General features: G+C 74.0%; 17 protein-coding genes and 1 pseudogene. 8 read left to right on the forward strand and 10 right to left on the reverse strand.

From position 1 onward, the window contains the following. Positions 1-291: pseudogene (locus FHN55_RS20585) on the reverse strand (hypothetical protein); the annotation flags it as partial. Positions 292-496: 205 nt separating this feature from the next. Here FHN55_RS20585 and FHN55_RS20590 point away from each other — a divergent pair. The 4 genes from FHN55_RS20590 to FHN55_RS22945 all read left to right on the forward strand — a co-directional run bounded on the left by FHN55_RS20590 (position 497) and on the right by FHN55_RS22945 (position 4,729). Then, positions 497-778 (forward strand): hypothetical protein, encoded by a 282-nt coding sequence (locus FHN55_RS20590; RefSeq protein WP_139714287.1) that lies wholly within the window; start codon positions 497-499, stop codon positions 776-778. 154 nt (positions 779-932) lie between these two features. Further along, positions 933-2,225, forward strand: coding sequence for a hypothetical protein (locus FHN55_RS20595; protein WP_139714288.1), 1,293 nt, complete (start codon positions 933-935; stop codon positions 2,223-2,225). 150 nt (positions 2,226-2,375) lie between these two features. After that, positions 2,376-3,659: a hypothetical protein gene (locus tag FHN55_RS20600; protein ID WP_139714289.1), complete on the forward strand. Its 1,284-nt coding sequence runs from the start codon at positions 2,376-2,378 to the stop codon at positions 3,657-3,659. A gap of 185 nt (positions 3,660-3,844) precedes the next feature. Continuing rightward, positions 3,845-4,729, forward strand: coding sequence for a hypothetical protein (locus FHN55_RS22945; protein ID WP_180357981.1), 885 nt, complete (start codon positions 3,845-3,847; stop codon positions 4,727-4,729). A 3-nt stretch (positions 4,730-4,732) separates the two neighbouring features. On the opposite strand, the gene FHN55_RS20605 is transcribed toward FHN55_RS22945, so the two are convergent. From FHN55_RS20605 to FHN55_RS20645, 9 genes are all read right to left on the reverse strand, one after another. After that, positions 4,733-5,602 carry a substrate-binding domain-containing protein gene (locus FHN55_RS20605; RefSeq protein ID WP_139714290.1) on the reverse strand — a complete coding sequence of 290 codons (870 nt, stop codon included), beginning with the start codon at positions 5,600-5,602 and terminating at the stop codon, positions 4,733-4,735. A 145-nt stretch (positions 5,603-5,747) separates the two neighbouring features. Then, positions 5,748-6,869, reverse strand: coding sequence for a Gfo/Idh/MocA family protein (locus tag FHN55_RS20610; protein WP_257571170.1), 1,122 nt, complete (start codon positions 6,867-6,869; stop codon positions 5,748-5,750). Then, positions 6,866-7,780 carry a ThuA domain-containing protein gene (locus tag FHN55_RS20615; protein ID WP_257571172.1) on the reverse strand — a complete coding sequence of 305 codons (915 nt, stop codon included), beginning with the start codon at positions 7,778-7,780 and terminating at the stop codon, positions 6,866-6,868. Before FHN55_RS20615 ends, FHN55_RS20610 begins: the two co-directional genes overlap by 4 nt. Next, positions 7,777-8,529, reverse strand: a complete 753-nt coding sequence (locus FHN55_RS20620; RefSeq protein WP_139714354.1) for a carbohydrate ABC transporter permease — start codon at positions 8,527-8,529, stop codon at positions 7,777-7,779. Before FHN55_RS20620 ends, FHN55_RS20615 begins: the two co-directional genes overlap by 4 nt. 110 nt (positions 8,530-8,639) lie before the next feature. Continuing rightward, positions 8,640-9,653, reverse strand: a complete 1,014-nt coding sequence (locus FHN55_RS20625; RefSeq protein WP_139714291.1) for a carbohydrate ABC transporter permease — start codon at positions 9,651-9,653, stop codon at positions 8,640-8,642. A gap of 11 nt (positions 9,654-9,664) precedes the next feature. Then, positions 9,665-10,912, reverse strand: a complete 1,248-nt coding sequence (locus FHN55_RS20630; protein WP_257571173.1) for a sugar ABC transporter substrate-binding protein — start codon at positions 10,910-10,912, stop codon at positions 9,665-9,667. 142 nt (positions 10,913-11,054) lie between these two features. Next, entirely contained in the window at positions 11,055-12,107 is a 1,053-nt protein-coding gene (locus tag FHN55_RS20635) for a LacI family DNA-binding transcriptional regulator (RefSeq protein WP_180357982.1), read from the reverse strand. 139 nt (positions 12,108-12,246) lie between these two features. Continuing rightward, positions 12,247-12,771, reverse strand: coding sequence for a DUF427 domain-containing protein (locus FHN55_RS20640; protein WP_257571174.1), 525 nt, complete (start codon positions 12,769-12,771; stop codon positions 12,247-12,249). 89 nt (positions 12,772-12,860) lie between these two features. After that, positions 12,861-13,073: a hypothetical protein gene (locus tag FHN55_RS20645; protein WP_139714293.1), complete on the reverse strand. Its 213-nt coding sequence runs from the start codon at positions 13,071-13,073 to the stop codon at positions 12,861-12,863. Positions 13,074-13,336: 263 nt separating this feature from the next. Between FHN55_RS20645 and FHN55_RS20650 the strand changes: the two genes are divergently transcribed. The 4 genes from FHN55_RS20650 to FHN55_RS20665 all read left to right on the forward strand — a co-directional run bounded on the left by FHN55_RS20650 (position 13,337) and on the right by FHN55_RS20665 (position 17,061). Beyond that, the gene (locus FHN55_RS20650; RefSeq protein ID WP_139714294.1) at positions 13,337-14,062 is read left to right on the forward strand and encodes a hypothetical protein; all 726 of its coding nucleotides are present in this window, start codon (positions 13,337-13,339) and stop codon (positions 14,060-14,062) included. A 62-nt stretch (positions 14,063-14,124) separates the two neighbouring features. Continuing rightward, complete coding sequence (locus FHN55_RS20655) at positions 14,125-14,529, forward strand: DUF805 domain-containing protein (RefSeq protein ID WP_139714295.1); 405 nt, start codon at positions 14,125-14,127, stop codon at positions 14,527-14,529. Positions 14,530-14,718: 189 nt separating this feature from the next. Beyond that, positions 14,719-16,023, forward strand: a complete 1,305-nt coding sequence (locus FHN55_RS20660; protein WP_218974893.1) for a UDP-glucose/GDP-mannose dehydrogenase family protein — start codon at positions 14,719-14,721, stop codon at positions 16,021-16,023. 81 nt (positions 16,024-16,104) lie between these two features. Further along, a complete protein-coding gene (locus FHN55_RS20665; protein WP_139714297.1) occupies positions 16,105-17,061 on the forward strand; it encodes a glycosyltransferase in 957 nt (318 codons plus the stop codon). Positions 17,062-17,073 lie beyond the last annotated feature (12 nt).

The raw sequence follows: 17,073 nt of genomic DNA on the forward strand, positions 1-17,073 counted from the left end.
ACCCACCACCGCCCCACCGGCCGCAGGCGCCACCGCGTCACCTGGCGCCTCCTCCCCACCCGCGGGCACCTCCGACTGCGCCAGCGTCCCCTCGCCCACCAGCACACCGGCACCTTCTCCGGCGGAACCGGCGCCCAGCGCCGGGGCGGACGGTGCACCGCCATCCAGCACGCCCCTCGCGACGAGCGCGGGCTCACCGCTGCCGTCCTCGGACGCGACGCCGTCGACCACCCCCGCCATGCCGTCGACGACGACGTGCACGGCGACCACCGCGCCGAGCGCACCGCCCACTGCTGCTCCCCCTGCACCAGCCACACCGGCTCCGCCCACCCCGACCCCGACGGTCTCCGCCTCGCCGGTGACCAGAGCGAGACCCGTCCTGGCACAGCCCGCTGTGAAGAGGCACAGCACGGAGCCCCGGACCGCGAGCGCTCCACGCGGGGTCTCGGTCGCGACGGTCGTCGCTTCCCTCGGCGCCGCACGTGCCGACGAGGCGGTGGCCCTGCCGGTGCCGACGGCCACGCTGCTCGTGGCCACCGACCCCGCGCTCACCGCACCGGCGCCCGATGAGTCCCTTCTACTGGGGGCGGCCCCCGTCCCCGCCTCCACGGGAACGGCCGCGGGGGCGCCCGTCACCCAAGTCGACGCCGAGCCCGTGAGCTGGCTGGACGACCTGGGCACCTACGGCATGCCGCTCCTGGTGGGAGGCGCGCTGCTGCTGGCGCTCACCGGCTCCTCCTCTCTGCGGCGCTGGGTGGACCGCCGCCGGTCGTCCTGACGCGTCCTGGTCCCACGGCCCACGGCGTGTCGCGTGCGCCCGTCCGCGCTACACCTGAGACAGTCAGTGGTTTTGCCCGCACGCAGCGCCACGGGCGTGCAGAGTGGCGCCGGTGCGCCCAGCGGGGTCGCGCCGGACGTCGAGAGGACCGTTCATGCTGCGCCACCCCGAGAGCCCCACCGCTCCGGACGACGCCGCCCCCACCCCCCGCAGGGGAGCGCTGCGCGCCGCGGGAGTGCTGGGCCTCGTGGGGGTGAGCGTGGTGGCCGCCCCGGTCACGGCGATGGCCTCGACGGACACGGGCGAGCCGGCAGCGCACGCCTCCGCCGACCCGACCGAGCTCACCGAGGCGGCGGACAGCAGCGTCGGGACCCCCTCCCCCGAGGAGTCGGTGAGCGGGACCGACAGGGGTCCCGCGGGCTCGCGCGGCGCGCACCGCGCTGAGGGATCCCCCGACGACGCCGCTCAGGACGACGCGGCGCCCCAGCGCGAGAAGACCGAGCCGGTCGTCGAGCAGACCGAGCCCGAGGAGTCGGAGGACTCGGCCGGGTCGGGCGAGTCCCAGGCCGACGACCAGCATCACGAGGACGCCGACGACCAAGCCGACGACCAAGCCGACGACCAAGCCGACGACCAAGCCGACGACCAAGCCGACGACCAAGCCGACGACCAAGCCGACGACCAAGCCGACGACGCTTCCGACGGCGGCGACTGCGCGCCGGAACCGACGGCGCCCGACGACGGCGGGGCGACCGAGCATCCGGACGCGCCGACGACCGAGCCGGTCGAGTCCTGGTCCCCCGACGAGGACCACCACGACGATGACGGCGACAGCCCCGCCGAGCAGCCGGCCGAGCAGCCCGCCGAGCAGCTGGCAGCTCCGCAGCCCGTCGTCGCGGGTCCGGCCGTCGCTGCTGTCGCCGCACCCGCCGTCATCGCCGCACCCGCCGTCGTGGCGGTGGCGGAGTCGGCGCCGGTGGCGCTGGCCACTCCCGCCGTCGTCGTCGAGCAGGCTCCCGCGGCCGCACCCGCTGCGGAGCCGAAGGCCAGCGGCCGCCGCGCGGCGGCCGCTGAGCCCGACCGCGCCGGGACCTCCGAGCGGACCACCCCCGCCAAGCACCGCGCCCAGGGGCCGGTGGCGCCGGTGGCGGACCTGCTGCCGGCAAGCCCGGCGGAGACCGGCGCCATCGCCAGCGGCAGCGGCTCGTACGTGCAGGGCGCTCCCGTGGCGGACGCCGCTCCCGCCCCCGACGGGGGCATCGGCACGCGCCTGGGCGCCGTGGTCGTCGCCGGCGGCACCACGGTCCTCGGCACCGCGCCCGCCAGCGACGAGGAGCCGGGCGGCGGCTCCGAGTCGTGGCTGCTCCCCATGAGCATCGGGCTCGGACTCGTCGCGGCCGTGGGCGGCGCGGAGGGCCTGCTGCGCAAGCGCCGCGCGCGCACCTGAGGGTCCTGACCATGGGACCCGGCTTCACGAACCGGGAGATCTCGGGCATCCTGTGCCCGCACCACCCCCCTGTGGCGCCCCTCCGACGCGGGTCTGCGTCGACGGACCCCGCTTGGAGCCCGCTGTGCGCTGCTGCCCTGGAGACCGCCGGTGAGCGCGGCGACGCGGGGAGCCCGCGCGCTCGGCGTCCTCGGCCTCACCGGTCTCGGGGTCATCGCACTCCCCGCCATGGCCCAGGCGGACGAGGTGCCGGCAGCTGTCGCGTCCCAGACCCCCGGCACCCCCAGCACCCTCGACAGCGTCACCACCCAGGAGCCGGCGTCGGAGAGCACGACGACGACGGCGGCCACGTCGAGCAGTGCTGACGCTCCGAGCAGCGGTGCGTCGTCGGGCGCCGCGGCCACGATGAGGGCGCCCACCGGCACCGGGACGTCGAGCCCGAGCGCCGACGCGACCACGGGCCCGGAGCTGACGCCCTCCGCGGGAGCGCCCACGACGCCTGCGGCGCAGTCGCCGTCCCCCGCGGCGAGCACCCCCACCGTCGAGCCGTCCTCCCCTGCGCCGACCTCGCCCGCGCCGACCTCCCCCGAGCCCGTCCCGTCCAGCGGGGGCATCCAGGGGGCAGTCGCCCCCGGCAGCGGCTCGCCCTCCTCGCCGAGCGGCGGCACGAGCACCGCACCTTCCTCGCCGAGCGGCGGCACGAACAGCGCGCCCTCGCCGAGCTCCGGGGACCCCTCACTGGCACCCAGCACCTCACCGGCGCCCAGCGCCCCCAGCTCCACGCCCGGGCAGGGAGCCGTCTACGGGCCCCCGTCGACCACTCCGCCGCCGCTGTCGTCGTCGTCATCGGCGTCCCAGCCGCGGTGGACGTCCCGTGGGGACGAATCGTCGAGCATCTTCGACACGCTCTCCACCACCTCGCCGGCAGGAACACCGTCGGGCACGCCGTCGGCCACGGGCGGGCTCGGTGCGGCGTCGTCGCCGCCGTCGTCGTCGCCGTCGTCCACCCCGGGGGTGATCGGCACGGCTTCGGGGCGCCACGTCGACAGCACGACCCACGTCGACGCCCTCCGCTCCGGCGCCGAGCTGCAGCAGGGCAGCGCCCGCCACCGCGCCACCGGTCCCGTCGACCTGGTGCAGCTGCTCTCGAGCTCGGTCGACGGCGGCGGGTCGGCGCCCGTGGGCGACCAGCAGCGCCAGCTGCTCGCCGGCACCTCCCTCGGCGCGATCGCCCCGGCGGGTGGCGCCGGATCGTCGCTGCTCACCACCGCCGCGGCGTCCCAGCGGACGACCCCCGGGTCTCCGGACACCCTGCTGCTGCTCACCACAGCGGGCGCCGCGATCGCCCTCGCGGGCACGGCGTTGGAGACGGCGCGGCGCCAGCGGGTGCGCGCCGCCGTGGCGCGCGGGCACGGCCGGCGCGCGCTGCGCTGACGGTGCCGCCACAGGCCGCCACGCTGCGTCGACGGCTGGTCACAAGCAGTCTGCAAGGTGGTGCGAGGAGGGTCACGGCAGCGTCACGGCGCGCCGCCAGGGCTTCTCCCGGTGGCTCTGCCCAGCGCACGATGGAGCCGTCGCGCGTCCCCCTCGGGCCGCGGCGCCAGGAGAGGGGAGCGGCCGTGGAGGCCCAGCAGCAGTCCGGACAGACCGTCCGCCCGTCGGCGACCCGCGCGCGGTCCGTAGGGGTGGGGGTCCTCGTGACGGCCGCCGTGCTCCTCGCGCCGGCCACCGCCTCCGCGGCGACCTCCGCCGAGGGCACCGGGTCCGGCTCCTCCTCGACCACCGCCGCAGCGGGCTCCGGCGCCGTCGATGACAGCGGCTCCGACAGCGGCTCCGACAGTGGCTCGAGCGCCGGCAGCGGTGGCGGCTCCGGCGCGGGCACCACGATGCCCGCGCCCGTCACCACCCCGCCCGCCACGACTCCCACGCCCGCCCCCCCGGTGACGACCCCTCCTGTGACGCCCCCTCCGGTCACCACGCCGACGCCGGACCCGAGCACCACGCCCCCGGTGACCACGCCCACGCCGGACCCGACCACCCCCACGGCCCCGCCGACCACGGCTCCGCCCGTCACCACCGCTCCACCCGTCACCACGGCTCCGCCAAGCAGCGCTGCTCCGCTGCCGGCGACGACCACCCCGCCCACCGCTCCGCGGGCCACCCGGGCGCCGAGCACCGCTCCGCGCGCGGAGACGTCGCCGTCGCTGGCCTCGCTGCTGCCGTCGGCCGACCCGTCCACGCTGACCGTGGTGCCGCTGGCCGACACCGTGACGGTCGACCAGCTCGGCGCCAGCGGCCAGCTGGTGCAGGCGGCCCCGGTGCTGCCGGAGGTCGCCGACGTGGCCGCGGGCCCGACGGCGCTGGGCCCGGTCGACGCGCAGTCCGCCCGGACGACCGTGCAGGACGTGGCGGGGATCCTCGCGCCGCTGCTCGTGGGTGGAGCCCTGCTGGCCGGGGTGCTCGGCCTGTCGGCGCAGGAGCGCCGCCGGCGCCGCGCGCGCTGACGCTCAGAGGCGGTCGCGGCTCGAGGTGCTCGACCGCCGTGTGAGCCGCGGCCCCACCAGCTCGATCGCCGGCGGCTCCTCCGGGTGGGCCAGCCGGCGGAAGACCGCCTCGACGGCGCGGCGCGACACGTCCTCCGGCTCCTGCGAGGTGTTGGTCAGCGGTGGCGACAGCCGCGCGGCCACCGCGTCGGGGCACTGCGCCACCACGTCGAGGTGCACTCCAGGCACGAGCCCGCGGTCGCGCAGCGCCGCCAGCACGCCGGTGAGGGCCTCGGGGTGGGGCAGGACGAGCCCGGGCAGGACGCCGTCGTCGTCCTCCTGCGACAGGACGACGTCGAGGGCGGCGTCCACGGAGCCGCGGTCCAGCTCCACCGGCGGCAGCACCTGCAGCGGCAGCCCGCGCCGGGCCGCCTCGGCGACCGCGCCCCGCTCGAAGCGCTCGATGTAGCCGATGCCTCGGTCGACCAGGGCCTGCGGGTGTCCGAACAGGGCCACCGACCTGCAGCCGCAGCCCGCGAGCTCCGCCACCGCCAGCGCCCCGCCGGCGGTGAAGTCGACGTCCACGCAGCTCACGCCGCGGGGGTCACCCGGCAGGCCGATGAGCACGACGGGCACGTCGAGGGAGCGCGCGACCGGCAGCCGCGCGTCGTCCTCCTCGACCTCCATGAGGACCACCGCGTGGACGAGACCGCGGTCGCAGATGCGGCGCAGGTCCTCCGGTCCGTCGGCGGAGGTGACGAGCAGCAGGTCGTGGTCGTGCTCGCGGACGCCGCGGGCGACGGCGTCGATGAACGGGAGCATGCCCGCGTTGTCCGACGCGGGGTCGAACGGCACCACCAGGCCGACCACGGGCGTCCTCGACGCGGAACTCATCGGCGCACCTCCCCGTGGCCCCCACAAGGAGGACAACACTACGAGGAGTGCGCCCTGACCTGGGACGATCAAGGGAGCTGCGGGCGCGGACCGTGCACAGCTCCCTCGACCGTCGCGGGTGGACGGCGAGGCCGGGTGGAGCGGGTCAGCCGCCCAGGGCGGTCCGGACCGACGTCCACGAGCGCAGCTGCTCGCGCACGTCGTCGCGGCGCTCCTCGGCCACGGCCTGCTCGTGGGCGCGGGTGAGCACGTCGTCCAGGGCCACGCGGGCCCCGGACGCCGCTGACTCCACTGCGGCCTCGACCATCGCCAGGCTGAGCACGTTCTCGTGCACCTCGCCCTGCGGCGTGGTGTCCGCGCGCAGCGCGTCGACGAACACCGCCAACGCGCCCGCGATGCCGTCGTGCGGGAGCCGTGCGCCCGGCTCAGGCACGGCGCCGCCGGCGTCGGCGATGTCGACCGTCGGCTCGTGGTCGCCGTCCCACAGGGCGCTGCCCTTCTCTCCGCCCGCGCGCCAGGCGCCGTTCCACGACGTCTCGGCGCCCGGTGCGCACCAGGAGCCGTTGAAGACGTAGCGGGCGCCGCCGGCGAACTCGAACACCGCGGTGGCGGAGGCGTCTCCGGCGTACCAGCTCCAGGAGGGGTTCCACTCCTCGCAGGTCACCGAGACGGGCTCGGCGCCGAGCAGGAAGCGGGCCATGTCGAACTGGTGGATGGCCATGTCGACCAGCAGCGGGTGCGCCATCTCGTCGCGGAACCCGCCGAAGTGCGGGGCCTTGAAGAAGTCGGTCTGCAGCAGGCCGACGGCGCCGAGGCCGCGCAGCAGGTCGCGGTAGGCCCACAGCTGCGGGTTCCACCGGCGCGACTGGCTGACCATGAACAGCTGGTCGGTCACCTCGGCGGCCGCCACCAGCGACAGCGACTGCGCGAGTGTGGCCGCGCACGGCTTCTCACCGAGCACCGGGAGCCCCGCGAACAGCGCCGCGGTGGTCACCGGGTGGTGCGCGCCGGGCACGGTGATGTCGAGGACGGCGGTGGCACCGGTCTGCGAGGCGAGGGCCACCGCGTCGGTGCCCACCGCCACGTCGGGGTGCCCGCGCTCGGCGAGCTGGCGCCGCGCAGCGTCGAGGTCGAGGTCGACCAGGCCGACCAGCTCGACGTCGGGCGACTCCGCGACCACCGACAGCCACGCGCCGCCCATGGCGCCCGCCCCGACCTGGACGACCTTCAGGGCGTCGACGCGCCCGGTGGACCCCTCGCCGATCACGAGCCCACCCTCGCAGACGGGTCGAGCGCGCCGGTGTAGTCGAAGCCGCGGTAGAAGTCCTCGGTGTCGTGGCGCAGGAGGACCGGGTGCTCGCGGCGGGCGCGCAGCGTGACGGCCCACTCCACCGCGTTCGCGATGACCTTGCGCACGCCCGGGTGGAAGTACGTCGGGTAGTCCTGGTCCCCGGGGCGGAAGTAGAAGATCTTCCCGTGGCCGCGCCGGTAGGTGATGCCCGAGCGGAACACCTCCCCGCCGGAGAAGGTGGACAGGAACACCAGCTCGTCGGGGGCGGGCACGTCGAAGAACTCGCCGTACATCTCGTCCTCGTCGATGACCATCGGGTGCGGGATCCCCTGCGCGATCGGGTGCGTGGGGTCGACGGTCCACACGAGCTCGCGGTCGTGCTCGGAGCGCCACCGCAGCGTGCACGTGGTGCCCATGAGCTTGGTGAAGATCTTCGACCAGTGGCCGGAGTGCAGCACGATCAGGCCCATGCCCTCGAGCACGTGGCGGTGCACGCGCTCGACCACCTCGTCGGCGACCTGGTCGTGGGCGGCGTGGCCCCACCAGGTGAGGACGTCGGTCTCGCGCAGCACCTCCTCGGAGAGGCCGTGCTCGGCGTCGGCGTCGAGGGTGGCGGTGCGGACCACGGCCCGCTCCCCCAGGTGCGCCTCGATCCCCTCGGCCACGGCGCCGTGCATGCCGGTGGGGTAGCGCTCGGCCACCTCCGGCTCGTTGCGCTCGTGGACGTTCTCGCCCCACACGGTGACGCGGATGGGGCGGCCGGTGGCGGCCACGCTGGTGTCGGTGCCGCGGTCGGGGCCGGTCACCGCGAAGCGGCGGCCGCCCTCCTCGCCGTGGTCACCGGTGGTCATGTCTGTCATGGGGGTGGTGCTCCCTGTGGTGGTCACTTGACGGCTCCCCCGGTGACGCCAGCGGCGACGTACCGCTGGGCCACGAGGAGCAGGACGATGGCGGGCAGCGACGACAGCACGGCGGTGGCCATGATCGGCGACCAGTCGCTGACGTACGTGCCGATGTACTGGTAGAGGCCCAGGGTGACCGGGCGCACGTCCTCCGTGGTCGTCAGGGTCAGGGCGAACAGGAAGTCGCCCCAGGCGAAGAGGAACGTGAACAGCCCGGCGGTGATGAGGGCGTTGCGGCTCATGGGCAGCACGATCGAGACGAAGGCGCGCAGCTGGCCGGCGCCGTCCACCCGCGCGGCCTCGATGACCGAGCTCGGGATCGAGTCCATGAACGCCTTCATGACGATGATCGCGAACGGCACGCCCGCGGTGGAGTCGGCGAGGATGAGGCCCGGGACCGAGTTGAGCAGACCCAGGTCGCTGAACGCGCTGTACAGGGCGTTGGCCACCACGATGCCGGGGATCATCTGGGTGATGAGGACGGCGAAGAGCACCCAGTTCACCCAGCGCCAGCGGAACTGCGCCAGCGCGTAGGCGGCCGGCGCCGCGATGACGAGGCTGACCACCACGGCACCCAGGCTCACCACCAGCGAGGTCACGAGGTTGCGGCCCTGGTCGTCGAAGGCCTGCACGTACCCGTCGAGGCTGGGCGCCTCGGGGAACCACGGGGTGGCGACCGCGCCGCCGCCGGACTGCAGCGAGACGTTGACCATCCAGTACAGCGGGAACAGCATCACCGCGAGGATGAGCACGCCGGCCGCGGTGGCGAGCCAGCGGTGCGCCGCGGGCCTGGCGTTCTGCGGCGCCTGGTCCGCAGCGGCGGTGGTGGGCACGGGCACGGCGCTCACTCGTCGACCGCCTTCCGGTTGAGCCGCAGGTAGACGACGGCGAACAGCAGCGACAGCAGCACGAGCACGTTGCCGAGCGCGGCGCCCTGGCCGAAGTCGAACTCCTTGAACGACGTGAAGTAGCTGTAGGTGGCCAGGGTCTGGGTGCTGTTGGCAGGGCCGCCGCTGGTCAGCCCGAGGATGATGTCGAGCACCTTCAGCGTGTAGACCACGCCGAGCACGAGGACCACCGTCACCACGGGACGCAGCAGCGGCCAGGTGATGTGGCGGAACGCGCGCCAGCCGGTGGCCCCGTCGAGCGCGCCGGCCTCGTAGAGCTCCTCGGGGATCTCCTGCAGGCCGCCGTACAGGATGGTCGCGTTGAAGGGGATGCCCAGCCAGATGTTCACGCCGATGACGGCGATGAGCGCCAGGGACGTGCTGGTCAGCCAGGCCGGGTTGCCGTCCACGAAGGGCAGCGCGCCGAGGAACCTGTTGAGCGCCCCGTAGTCGGTGTCGAGGATCCACCGCCACACCGCCGCGGAGGCGATGAGCGGCACCAGCCACGGCAGCAGCAGCAGGGCGCGCAGCACGTTGTTGAGGGGGAACGAGCGCCGGAAGAACACCGCGATGGCCAGGCCGAGGACGAACTGGCCGAGGATCGACCCGCCCGTGAACAGGACCGTGTTGAGCAGCGCCTTGGAGAACAGCGCGGAGCTGATGACCTCGGTGTAGTTGTCCAGGCCGACCCAGGGCGCCTCCCCGGTGAAGAAGGTCTTGGTCGTGTACTCCTGGAAGCCCATCATCACGTTCTTGACGACGGGGTACCCGAAGAACAGGACGAGGTAGACCAGGGCCGGGGCGAGGAAGGCCAGCTCGGCGAGCCTCGCCCGGGTGCGTGCGGAGCTCGACCCCGGGGAGCGGCGGCGTGACGTCTGCCCGCCTCCCCGGGACGGCGGCTGCGCGCCGCCGTCCCGGGAGAGCCGGCCGTCAGCGCCGCTCGCGGGGGCGAGCGAGCTCGGACTGCTCATGGACCGCCCCGTCAGCCGTTCTGCGCGTCGGCCAGGGCCTGCTCGGGCGTCTTGCCGCCCACGATGGCCTCCTGCATGGCGGTGTAGATCTTGGTGGCGGCGTCGGGCCACTGGTCACCCAGCTCGCCGGTGCGGGCGCGCAGGTCCGGCACCAGGTCCGCGAAGCCCTTGACGGCCGGGTTGGTGGCCCCGTACTCCTCGGCGATCGCCGTCTTGGTCGGCACCGTGTTGTTCTTCTCCGCCAGCAGCTTCTGGTTGTCGTCGGAGTTGATGCACTTGACGATCTCGGCGGCCTTGGCCTGCTTGTCGGGGTTGCCGGTCTCGGGGACGGTCCAGGTCTCGCCGCCCAGCGGGGAGACGGTGGGCTCGCCGGCCTGAGGGGCGGGGATCGGCACCACGCCGTAGTCGACGCCCGACTCGGCGAGGCTGGGGAACTGCCAGGGGCCGTTGACCATCATCGCGGCGTTGCCCGCCTTGAACTGGTCGTTGACGTCGGCCTGGGTCCAGTTCACGGCGGACTGCGAGATGGAGCCGGCCTTGAACATGTCGACCCACAGCTGCAGGGCCTGGGCGGCCTCGGGGGTGTTGATGTCCTTCTCGTCACCACCGGCCGACCAGAAGAAGGGCAGGAACTGCCAGGTCCCCTCGTAGGTGTTGATGGCCGACAGCGCCAGGCCGTACTTGCCGTCCTTGGTGAGCGCGGCGGACGCCGTCTTGAGCTCGTCCCAGGTGGTGGGGGGCTGGACGCCCGCGTCGGCGAGCATCTGCTTGTTGTAGAAGAGTGCGATGGAGTTGGTGACCGGCTGCAGGCCGTAGAGCGTGCCGTCGTAGGTGCTCGCCTGGACGATCCCCTCGGCGTAGCCGTCGGTGGAGACGTCCCACTGGGACAGGTCGGCCAGCGCGCCGGAGGAGGCGATCTGCTGCAGGTCGGGGTTGTCCAGCATGAGGACGTCGGGCATGGTCTTCGACTGCGCCTGCTGGAGCACCTTGGCGATGAGGTCGGCGCCCGGGATGTGGACGATGTTGAGCTCGACGCCCGCGGTCTGCGCGCACGCCTTGTAGACGCCCTCCCAGACGGTCTTGCCCGGGTCGTCGTTGTAGTAGTCCTGGATGGTCAGGGTGCCGGCGTCGCCGCCGCTGCTCCCCTGGCTGCCGCCGCCGGAGCCGCCGCCGCAGGCGGCCAGGGTGAAGGGCAGGAGCACCGCTGCGCCTGCCGCCAGCGCGGTGGTGAGAACACGACGTCGAGCCATGGTGGTCATCCGTTCCTCCCCGCATCGTCGCGGGGTTCTCCAGTGGCTGGTGTCCAGCCGTTGCTGACAGTGCGTAGACCCTGGTGTGCTCAAGGTCATCGATACGTATCGACGAAGCATGTGCTCGAGCGGGGCCTCCTCCCCGCGGGGTTCAGGCCGTCTGCTGCAGTGCGGCGCGGGCCGGGGTGCTCGCCCGGCGCGTGAGCCGGGGCTGGACCAGCTCGACGCCCGGCGCTGCGCCGTCGGCGGCGAGCGAGTCCGGGTCGAGCAGGCGGAAGAGCGTCTCCACCGCGCGCCGCGACACGTCGCGGGGCTCCAGGGAGACGTTGGTCAGGGGGGTGGTGAACTCCTCCGCGCCGGCGTCGGTGCTCATCGCCACCACGGCGATGTGCTCCCCCGGCACCAGGCCGCGGTCGGCCAGGGCGCGCAGCACGGCGGCGACGCCCTCGGTGTGCGGCAGCACCAGGCCCGGCAGCTCGCCGTCCTCCTCCTCCACCGAGAGGACCTCGTCGAGCGCGGCGTCGATGGAAGCCCGGTCCAGCTCCACCGGCGAGATCGTCGTCAGCGGCAGACCGCGACGCGCCGCCTCGCGCTCGACGCCCTCGTGGAAGCGGATGACGTAGTTGATGCCGCGGTCGATCTCGGCCGCGGAGTACCCGAGCACCGCCACGGTCCGGCAGCCGGACTCGGCCAGCTCGGCGACCGCCATGGCTCCCGCGGCGTCGAAGTCGAGGTCCACGCAGGGCAGGCCGGCCGGGTCGTCCGGCACGCCGATGAGGATCACGGGCACGTCGAGGGAGGCGGCCACGGGGATGCGCTCGTCGCGCGCCTCGACCTCCATGACCACGAGGGCGTCGACGATGCGGCGCCCGGCCACCCGCACCAGGCCCTGCGCGCCCTCGTCGTTGGTGACGAGCAGCAGGTCGTGGTCGTGCTCGCGCACGCTGCGGGCGATGGTCTCGATGAAGGGCAGCAGGCCCGAGTGGTCGGAGGTGACGCCGAACGGCGCCACCAGGCCGATCACCTGGGTGCGCTGGCTGGCCAGGGCGCGCGCGCCGGCGTTCGGCTGGAAGGTCAGCTCGGCGATTGCGCCCTCGACGCGCTTGCGCGTCTCCGGGGAGATCGGGCGCTTGCCGGACAGGACGTAGGAGACGGTGCTCTGGGAGACGCCGGCGAGCTTCGCCACGTCACGGCTGGTGGGCACCAGAGCACCTCCTTCGCTGCTCGCGTCCGCCATCGTCGTCGATACGGATCGATGGCGAGGAAGTTAGGCGGAGGAGGCCACTCCTGGCAAGCCCCCGTGACGCACCTGTGACATTCCGCGACCGCAGCGCCCCCGGGGATCACCAGCCCCAGGTGCCGGGGCCACCCTTGAACGGGCCGACCACGTCGGCGGTGATCCAGCCGGCGTAGAAGCCGCCCTCCTGGGGTCGCGCCACCTCGCCGTCCACCGAGCACACCAGCCGGCCCGGGCGCAGCGACAGCATCCCCGCGATCGCCTCGAACCCCCGCGACGGCGTCTCGTAGCTCCAGGCCTCCGCCTCGAGCACGTCGCCGGACGGGGTGACGACGTCCCAGTAGGTGGCGCGGCCCTTGAACTCGCACGTGGTCTGCGCGGCGCGGCTGGGTCGCAGGCGCGCGGCGTCCACGGCGGCCCGGGGCAGGTACCACGTGGGCGGGTGGCTGGTCTCCAGCACGCGCACGGCGCCGGTGGTCTCGGCGAGCGCTCCCCCGCCGTCGTCGTCGAAGAAGGCCACCACCACCCGCTTCGAGGACGGGGCGACCGCCGGCGGGCGGGGGTAGTCCCAGACCGACTCCTGGTCGGGACGAGCCGGGAGCGGGACCGGCTTCACGGGGTGCGGGCTCACCCCCGCATGGTGCGACGGCGGCCCGCGGTCCGCGAGCAGACGACGCTGTCTGCGCGCGGGCCGCGGGCCGCCGGCGGAGCGGGGGGAGGTCAGGCAGCGGCGAGCACGGCGCGCAGCGCGCGCACCGGGCGGGGCGCCGCGGAGGCCTCGGGGTGCTCGGCGAGGACCTCGTCGAGCACCTCCATGAGGGCGGGGCGGGCGGGGGCGGCCGCGGACGTCCGCGACTCCCAGACACCCACCGCCACCACTCCGACGACACCGACGACGACGAGGGCCAGCAGCGCGACGGCGAGGAGGATCACGCACTGATGGTCGGCGTGCGCGAGCCCGCTGCGGAACGGCCCGCGGCGTGTCGCGAGCGTGTCGTGTCCACACCGTGACCCGCCGTGTCCTGACCGTTATCTGCGCAGGTCAGCGCACGGTTCTGCGATCTCTGCAAGCGCTGCCCCGATCGGCGCAAGGCGCTTGCAGGTCGGGTGCAAGCGGCCCCCGGCAGGTTCTTCCCGTCAGCCAGACGACCCCGTGGAAGAGCCACCGGGGCCCTGTGAGGAAGGACCTCCCCACCATGTCCGCCACCGCCACCCGCACCCACCGCCGGACCGCCCGCCGCGGGCTCGCGACGGCACTCGCCGCCGCCGGCGCGGTGGTCGCCGCCGCCGTCCCGGCCTCGGCGACGCCGACCGCCGAGGACGTCAGCCCGGAGCAGGAGCTCACCGACGCGATCGTGGTGGTGGACCAGTACTGGGCCGACAACTACGAGTGGTACTTCGGTGAGGAGTACGTCGCACCGCTCGTCTACACCGGCTCCGAGGGCGTGCAGGGCATGTACACCTCCGGCGTCGACAGCTACCTGTGCGCCGGCGAGGAGGCCCTGACGCCGTCCAACGCGCTGCACTGCGGCGAGCCCGTCGGTGAGGACTGGGTCGCGGTGAGCGACGACCTCCTCTACGCCGGCACCGACCAGATCGGTGACGCCTTCGTCTACATGGTCGTGGCCCACGAGTGGGCGCACGGCATCCAGCAGCGCCAGCCCGGCTGGACCGCCCCCTGGACCGAGCTGCAGGCGGACTGCCTCGCCGGCGCCACCCTCGCCGAGGCCACCGAGCAGGGCCTGCTCACCTGGGACGAGGGCGACGAGGAGGAGCTCGCGGCCGGCCTGGAGGCCGTCGCCGACGAGACCGGCTGGACGGACACCACCTCGCACGGCAGCGCCCAGGAGCGCATCGACTTCTTCCAGCACGGCGTCGACGACGGCGTGGAGGGCTGCCTCTACGACGGCGTGCAGCCGTGACACCCGCCTGACCCCGACTCCACGCCCTCGCCCGCAGCCCGCTCGACACCCCAGGAGAAGCCATGCCCCCCGTCCAGGCCGTCACGTCCGCCCTCCGCCAGTACGCCGTCTTCAGCGGCCGGGCCACCCGGTCCGAGCTGTGGTGGTTCTTCGGCGCCTACTTCGCGGCGGCGGTCGTCGCCTCCGTGGTCGACTCGGTGCTCTTCGTCGGGGTGCTGGGCGTCCCGGTGACGCCGCTGACCCTCCTGGTCATCGCGGCGTCGGTCGTGCCGATGCTCTCGGTGACCGTCCGGCGCCTGCACGACTCGGGGCGCTCCGGCACGTACTACTTCATGGGCTTCATCCCGCTGGCCGGGCCGGTGCTGCTGCTCATCGCCCTGTGCGCGCCGTCCAACCCCCTGCCGAACCCCTATGGTGCTCCGCGACGGGGGGTGGTCGCTGACCTCGCCCTCCACCACGGTTTCTAGAAGGGCTGGCCCTGCTCCTAGCGGGTGGTTCGTGGACGGTCCCCTGGCGGAGATCTTCTGCGAACCACCCGCGGCGGCGATGCTGTCCACGTCAGAGAGGTGCTACCCGTGACCAACACACCACCGTCCGCAGCGTCGACCACCAGTCCGCTCCCCCACTCGCCCGGCGGCGACGTCGTCAAGGTGGGTGTGGTCGGGCTCGGCTACCTCGGAGCCGTCCACGCCGCGTGCATGGCCGAGCTCGGGCACGAGGTCGTCGGCTTCGACATCGACGAGCGCAAGCTCGCCGCCCTGCAGCAGGGACGCGCGCCGTTCTTCGAGCCCGGCCTGCCCGAGCTGCTGGCGCGCGTGACCGGCGGCGAGGCCGACGGGTCGATCACCTTCACCACCGACGTCGCGGACCTCAAGAGCTGCGAGGTCGTCTTCGTCTGCGTGGGGACGCCCCAGCGCAAGGGCGAGCTGGCTGCTGACACGACGTACGTGCAGGCCGCCTTCGAGTCGCTCGCGGACGTCATGGCCGGACCGGCGCTCCTGGTCGGCAAGTCCACGGTGCCGGTCGGCACTGCCGCGCGACTGGCGGACGTGCTGGCCGACCGCGCCCCCGACCTGGAACTGGCGTGGAACCCGGAGTTCCTCCGTGAGGGCCACGCCGTCACGGACACCCTCACGCCCGACCGCTTCGTCCTGGGGGTGCTCAGCGAGCGCGCCGAGAGCCAGCTGCGCCGCGTGTACGCCCGCCCGATCGCTGCCGGCACCCCCGTGCTCGTCGCCGACTACGCCACCGCTGAGCTGGTGAAGACCGCGGCCAACGCCTTCCTGGCCACCAAGATCTCCTTCATCAACGCCATGGCCGAGGTCTGCGAGGCCGCCGGCGGAGACGTCAAGGTCCTGGCCGACGCCATCGGCCACGACGACCGCATCGGCCGCAAGTTCCTCAACGCCGGCGTCGGCTTCGGCGGCGGCTGCCTGCCCAAGGACATCCGCGCCTTCATGGCCCGCGCCGGAGAGCTCGGGGCCGACCAGGCCCTGACCTTCCTGCGCGAGGTCGACAGCATCAACATGCGCCGCCGCGCCAAGGTGGTCGACCTGGCCCGCGAGGCCTGCGGCGGCTCCTTCATCGGCCGCAAGATCGCCGTGCTGGGTGCCGCGTTCAAGCCCCACAGCGACGACGTGCGCGACTCCCCCGCCATCTCCATCGCCGCCCAGGCCCGCCTGCAGGGCGCCGACGTCGTGGTCACCGACCCCGAGGCCGTCGCCAACGCCCAGCGCCTGTGGGGCGACCTCACCTACACCGAGGACACCGACGAGGCCCTGCGCGGCGCCGACGTCGTGCTGCTGCTCACCGAGTGGCCCCAGTACGTCGGCCTCGACCCCACCCACGTGGCGTCCCTGACCCGCGGGCGCCAGGTCATCGACGGCCGCAACGTGCTCGACGCCGCTCCCTGGCGCGCGGCGGGCTTCACCTACCGCGCGCTCGGGCGCCCCAACGCCTGACCGCAGGCCAGAACGACGACCGGGGGACACGTGGACGAGGCGCGCCGACACATCCTGCCGAGGGGGCAGCGCAACCTCTTCGTGGCGAGCACGGGAGGCCACCTCACCCAGGCCCACCTCATCGCGTCGCTGATCTCGGCCAGGGGGGACTCCCACTGGGTCACCTTCAGCAACGCGCAGAGCCGCAGCCTCCTGGCGCACACCGAGCCGACGTTCCTCCCGTACGTCGGTCCGCGAGGAGGGTGGGCCCTCCTGCGGTCCCTGCCGCAGATCTTCGCAGCGGTCACCCACACCCGGTGGGACGCCGTCATCTCCACCGGCGCCGCGATCGCCGTCCCCGCCCTGGTGTTCGCCGTGCTCACCGGCAGGCGCGCCTACTACGTCGAGAGCATCTCCCGCTTCGACGGGCCGTCGCTCAGCGGGCGCATCCTGCGCCGGGTGCCGGGGGTGCAGGTGCTGACCCAGCACTCGCGCTGGTCCGACGAGTCGTGGTTGTACGACGTCTGCGTCCTCGACGCCTACGGGTCTCCCGCACGGGTCGGAGCCGGTGACGCCCCCAGCGGAGCCAGGGGCGGCGCGGTTCGCGACGCCGAGGACGTGCTCGAGGTGTTCGTGACCCTCGGCACCATACGGCCGTACCGGTTCGACGCCCTGGTCGACAGCGTGCTCAGCGCCACGGCCGGCCGTCCGTGCAGGATCACCTGGCAGCTCGGCTGCACGACCCGGGAGGGGCTGCCCGGTGACGTGCGGGCAGAGATGTCCGGGGCGGACTTCGACGCGGCCATCGCCAGCGCCGACCTTGTCATCAGCCACGCCGGCGTCGCGACGGCGCTCAAGCTGGCCGAGTCGGGGACGCCCTTCGTGCTGGTGCCGCGCCGGGCTCAGCGCGCCGAGCACGTCGACGACCACCAGCAGCAGATCGCGGACGACCTCGCGCGACGCCGCCTGTGCACGGCCGTGGAGGCACCGGACCTGACCTGGGAGCTGCTGCTGGACGCGCACGCCCTCAACAGCGGCGACCTGGGCTCGGTCGCCTGACGCGGTCCGCCG

This window comes from Streptomyces sp. NP160, from assembly GCF_006335115.1.
Taxonomy (GTDB): Bacteria; Actinomycetota; Actinomycetes; order Actinomycetales; family Quadrisphaeraceae; genus Quadrisphaera.

Bases quoted from the DNA above. Each gene is read 5' to 3' on its own strand.
- FHN55_RS20595 (WP_139714288.1), top strand. From the start codon at position 933: ATGCTGCGCCACCCCGAGAGCCCCACCGCTCCGGACGACGCCGCCCCC.
- FHN55_RS20605 (WP_139714290.1), bottom strand. From the start codon at position 5,602: ATGAGTTCCGCGTCGAGGACGCCCGTGGTCGGCCTGGTGGTGCCGTTC.
- FHN55_RS20620 (WP_139714354.1), bottom strand. From the start codon at position 8,529: ATGCTGTTCCCGCTGTACTGGATGGTCAACGTCTCGCTGCAGTCCGGC.
- FHN55_RS20625 (WP_139714291.1), bottom strand. From the start codon at position 9,653: ATGAGCAGTCCGAGCTCGCTCGCCCCCGCGAGCGGCGCTGACGGCCGG.
- FHN55_RS20630 (WP_257571173.1), bottom strand. From the start codon at position 10,912: ATGACCACCATGGCTCGACGTCGTGTTCTCACCACCGCGCTGGCGGCA.
- FHN55_RS20650 (WP_139714294.1), top strand. From the start codon at position 13,337: ATGTCCGCCACCGCCACCCGCACCCACCGCCGGACCGCCCGCCGCGGG.
- FHN55_RS20655 (WP_139714295.1), top strand. From the start codon at position 14,125: ATGCCCCCCGTCCAGGCCGTCACGTCCGCCCTCCGCCAGTACGCCGTC.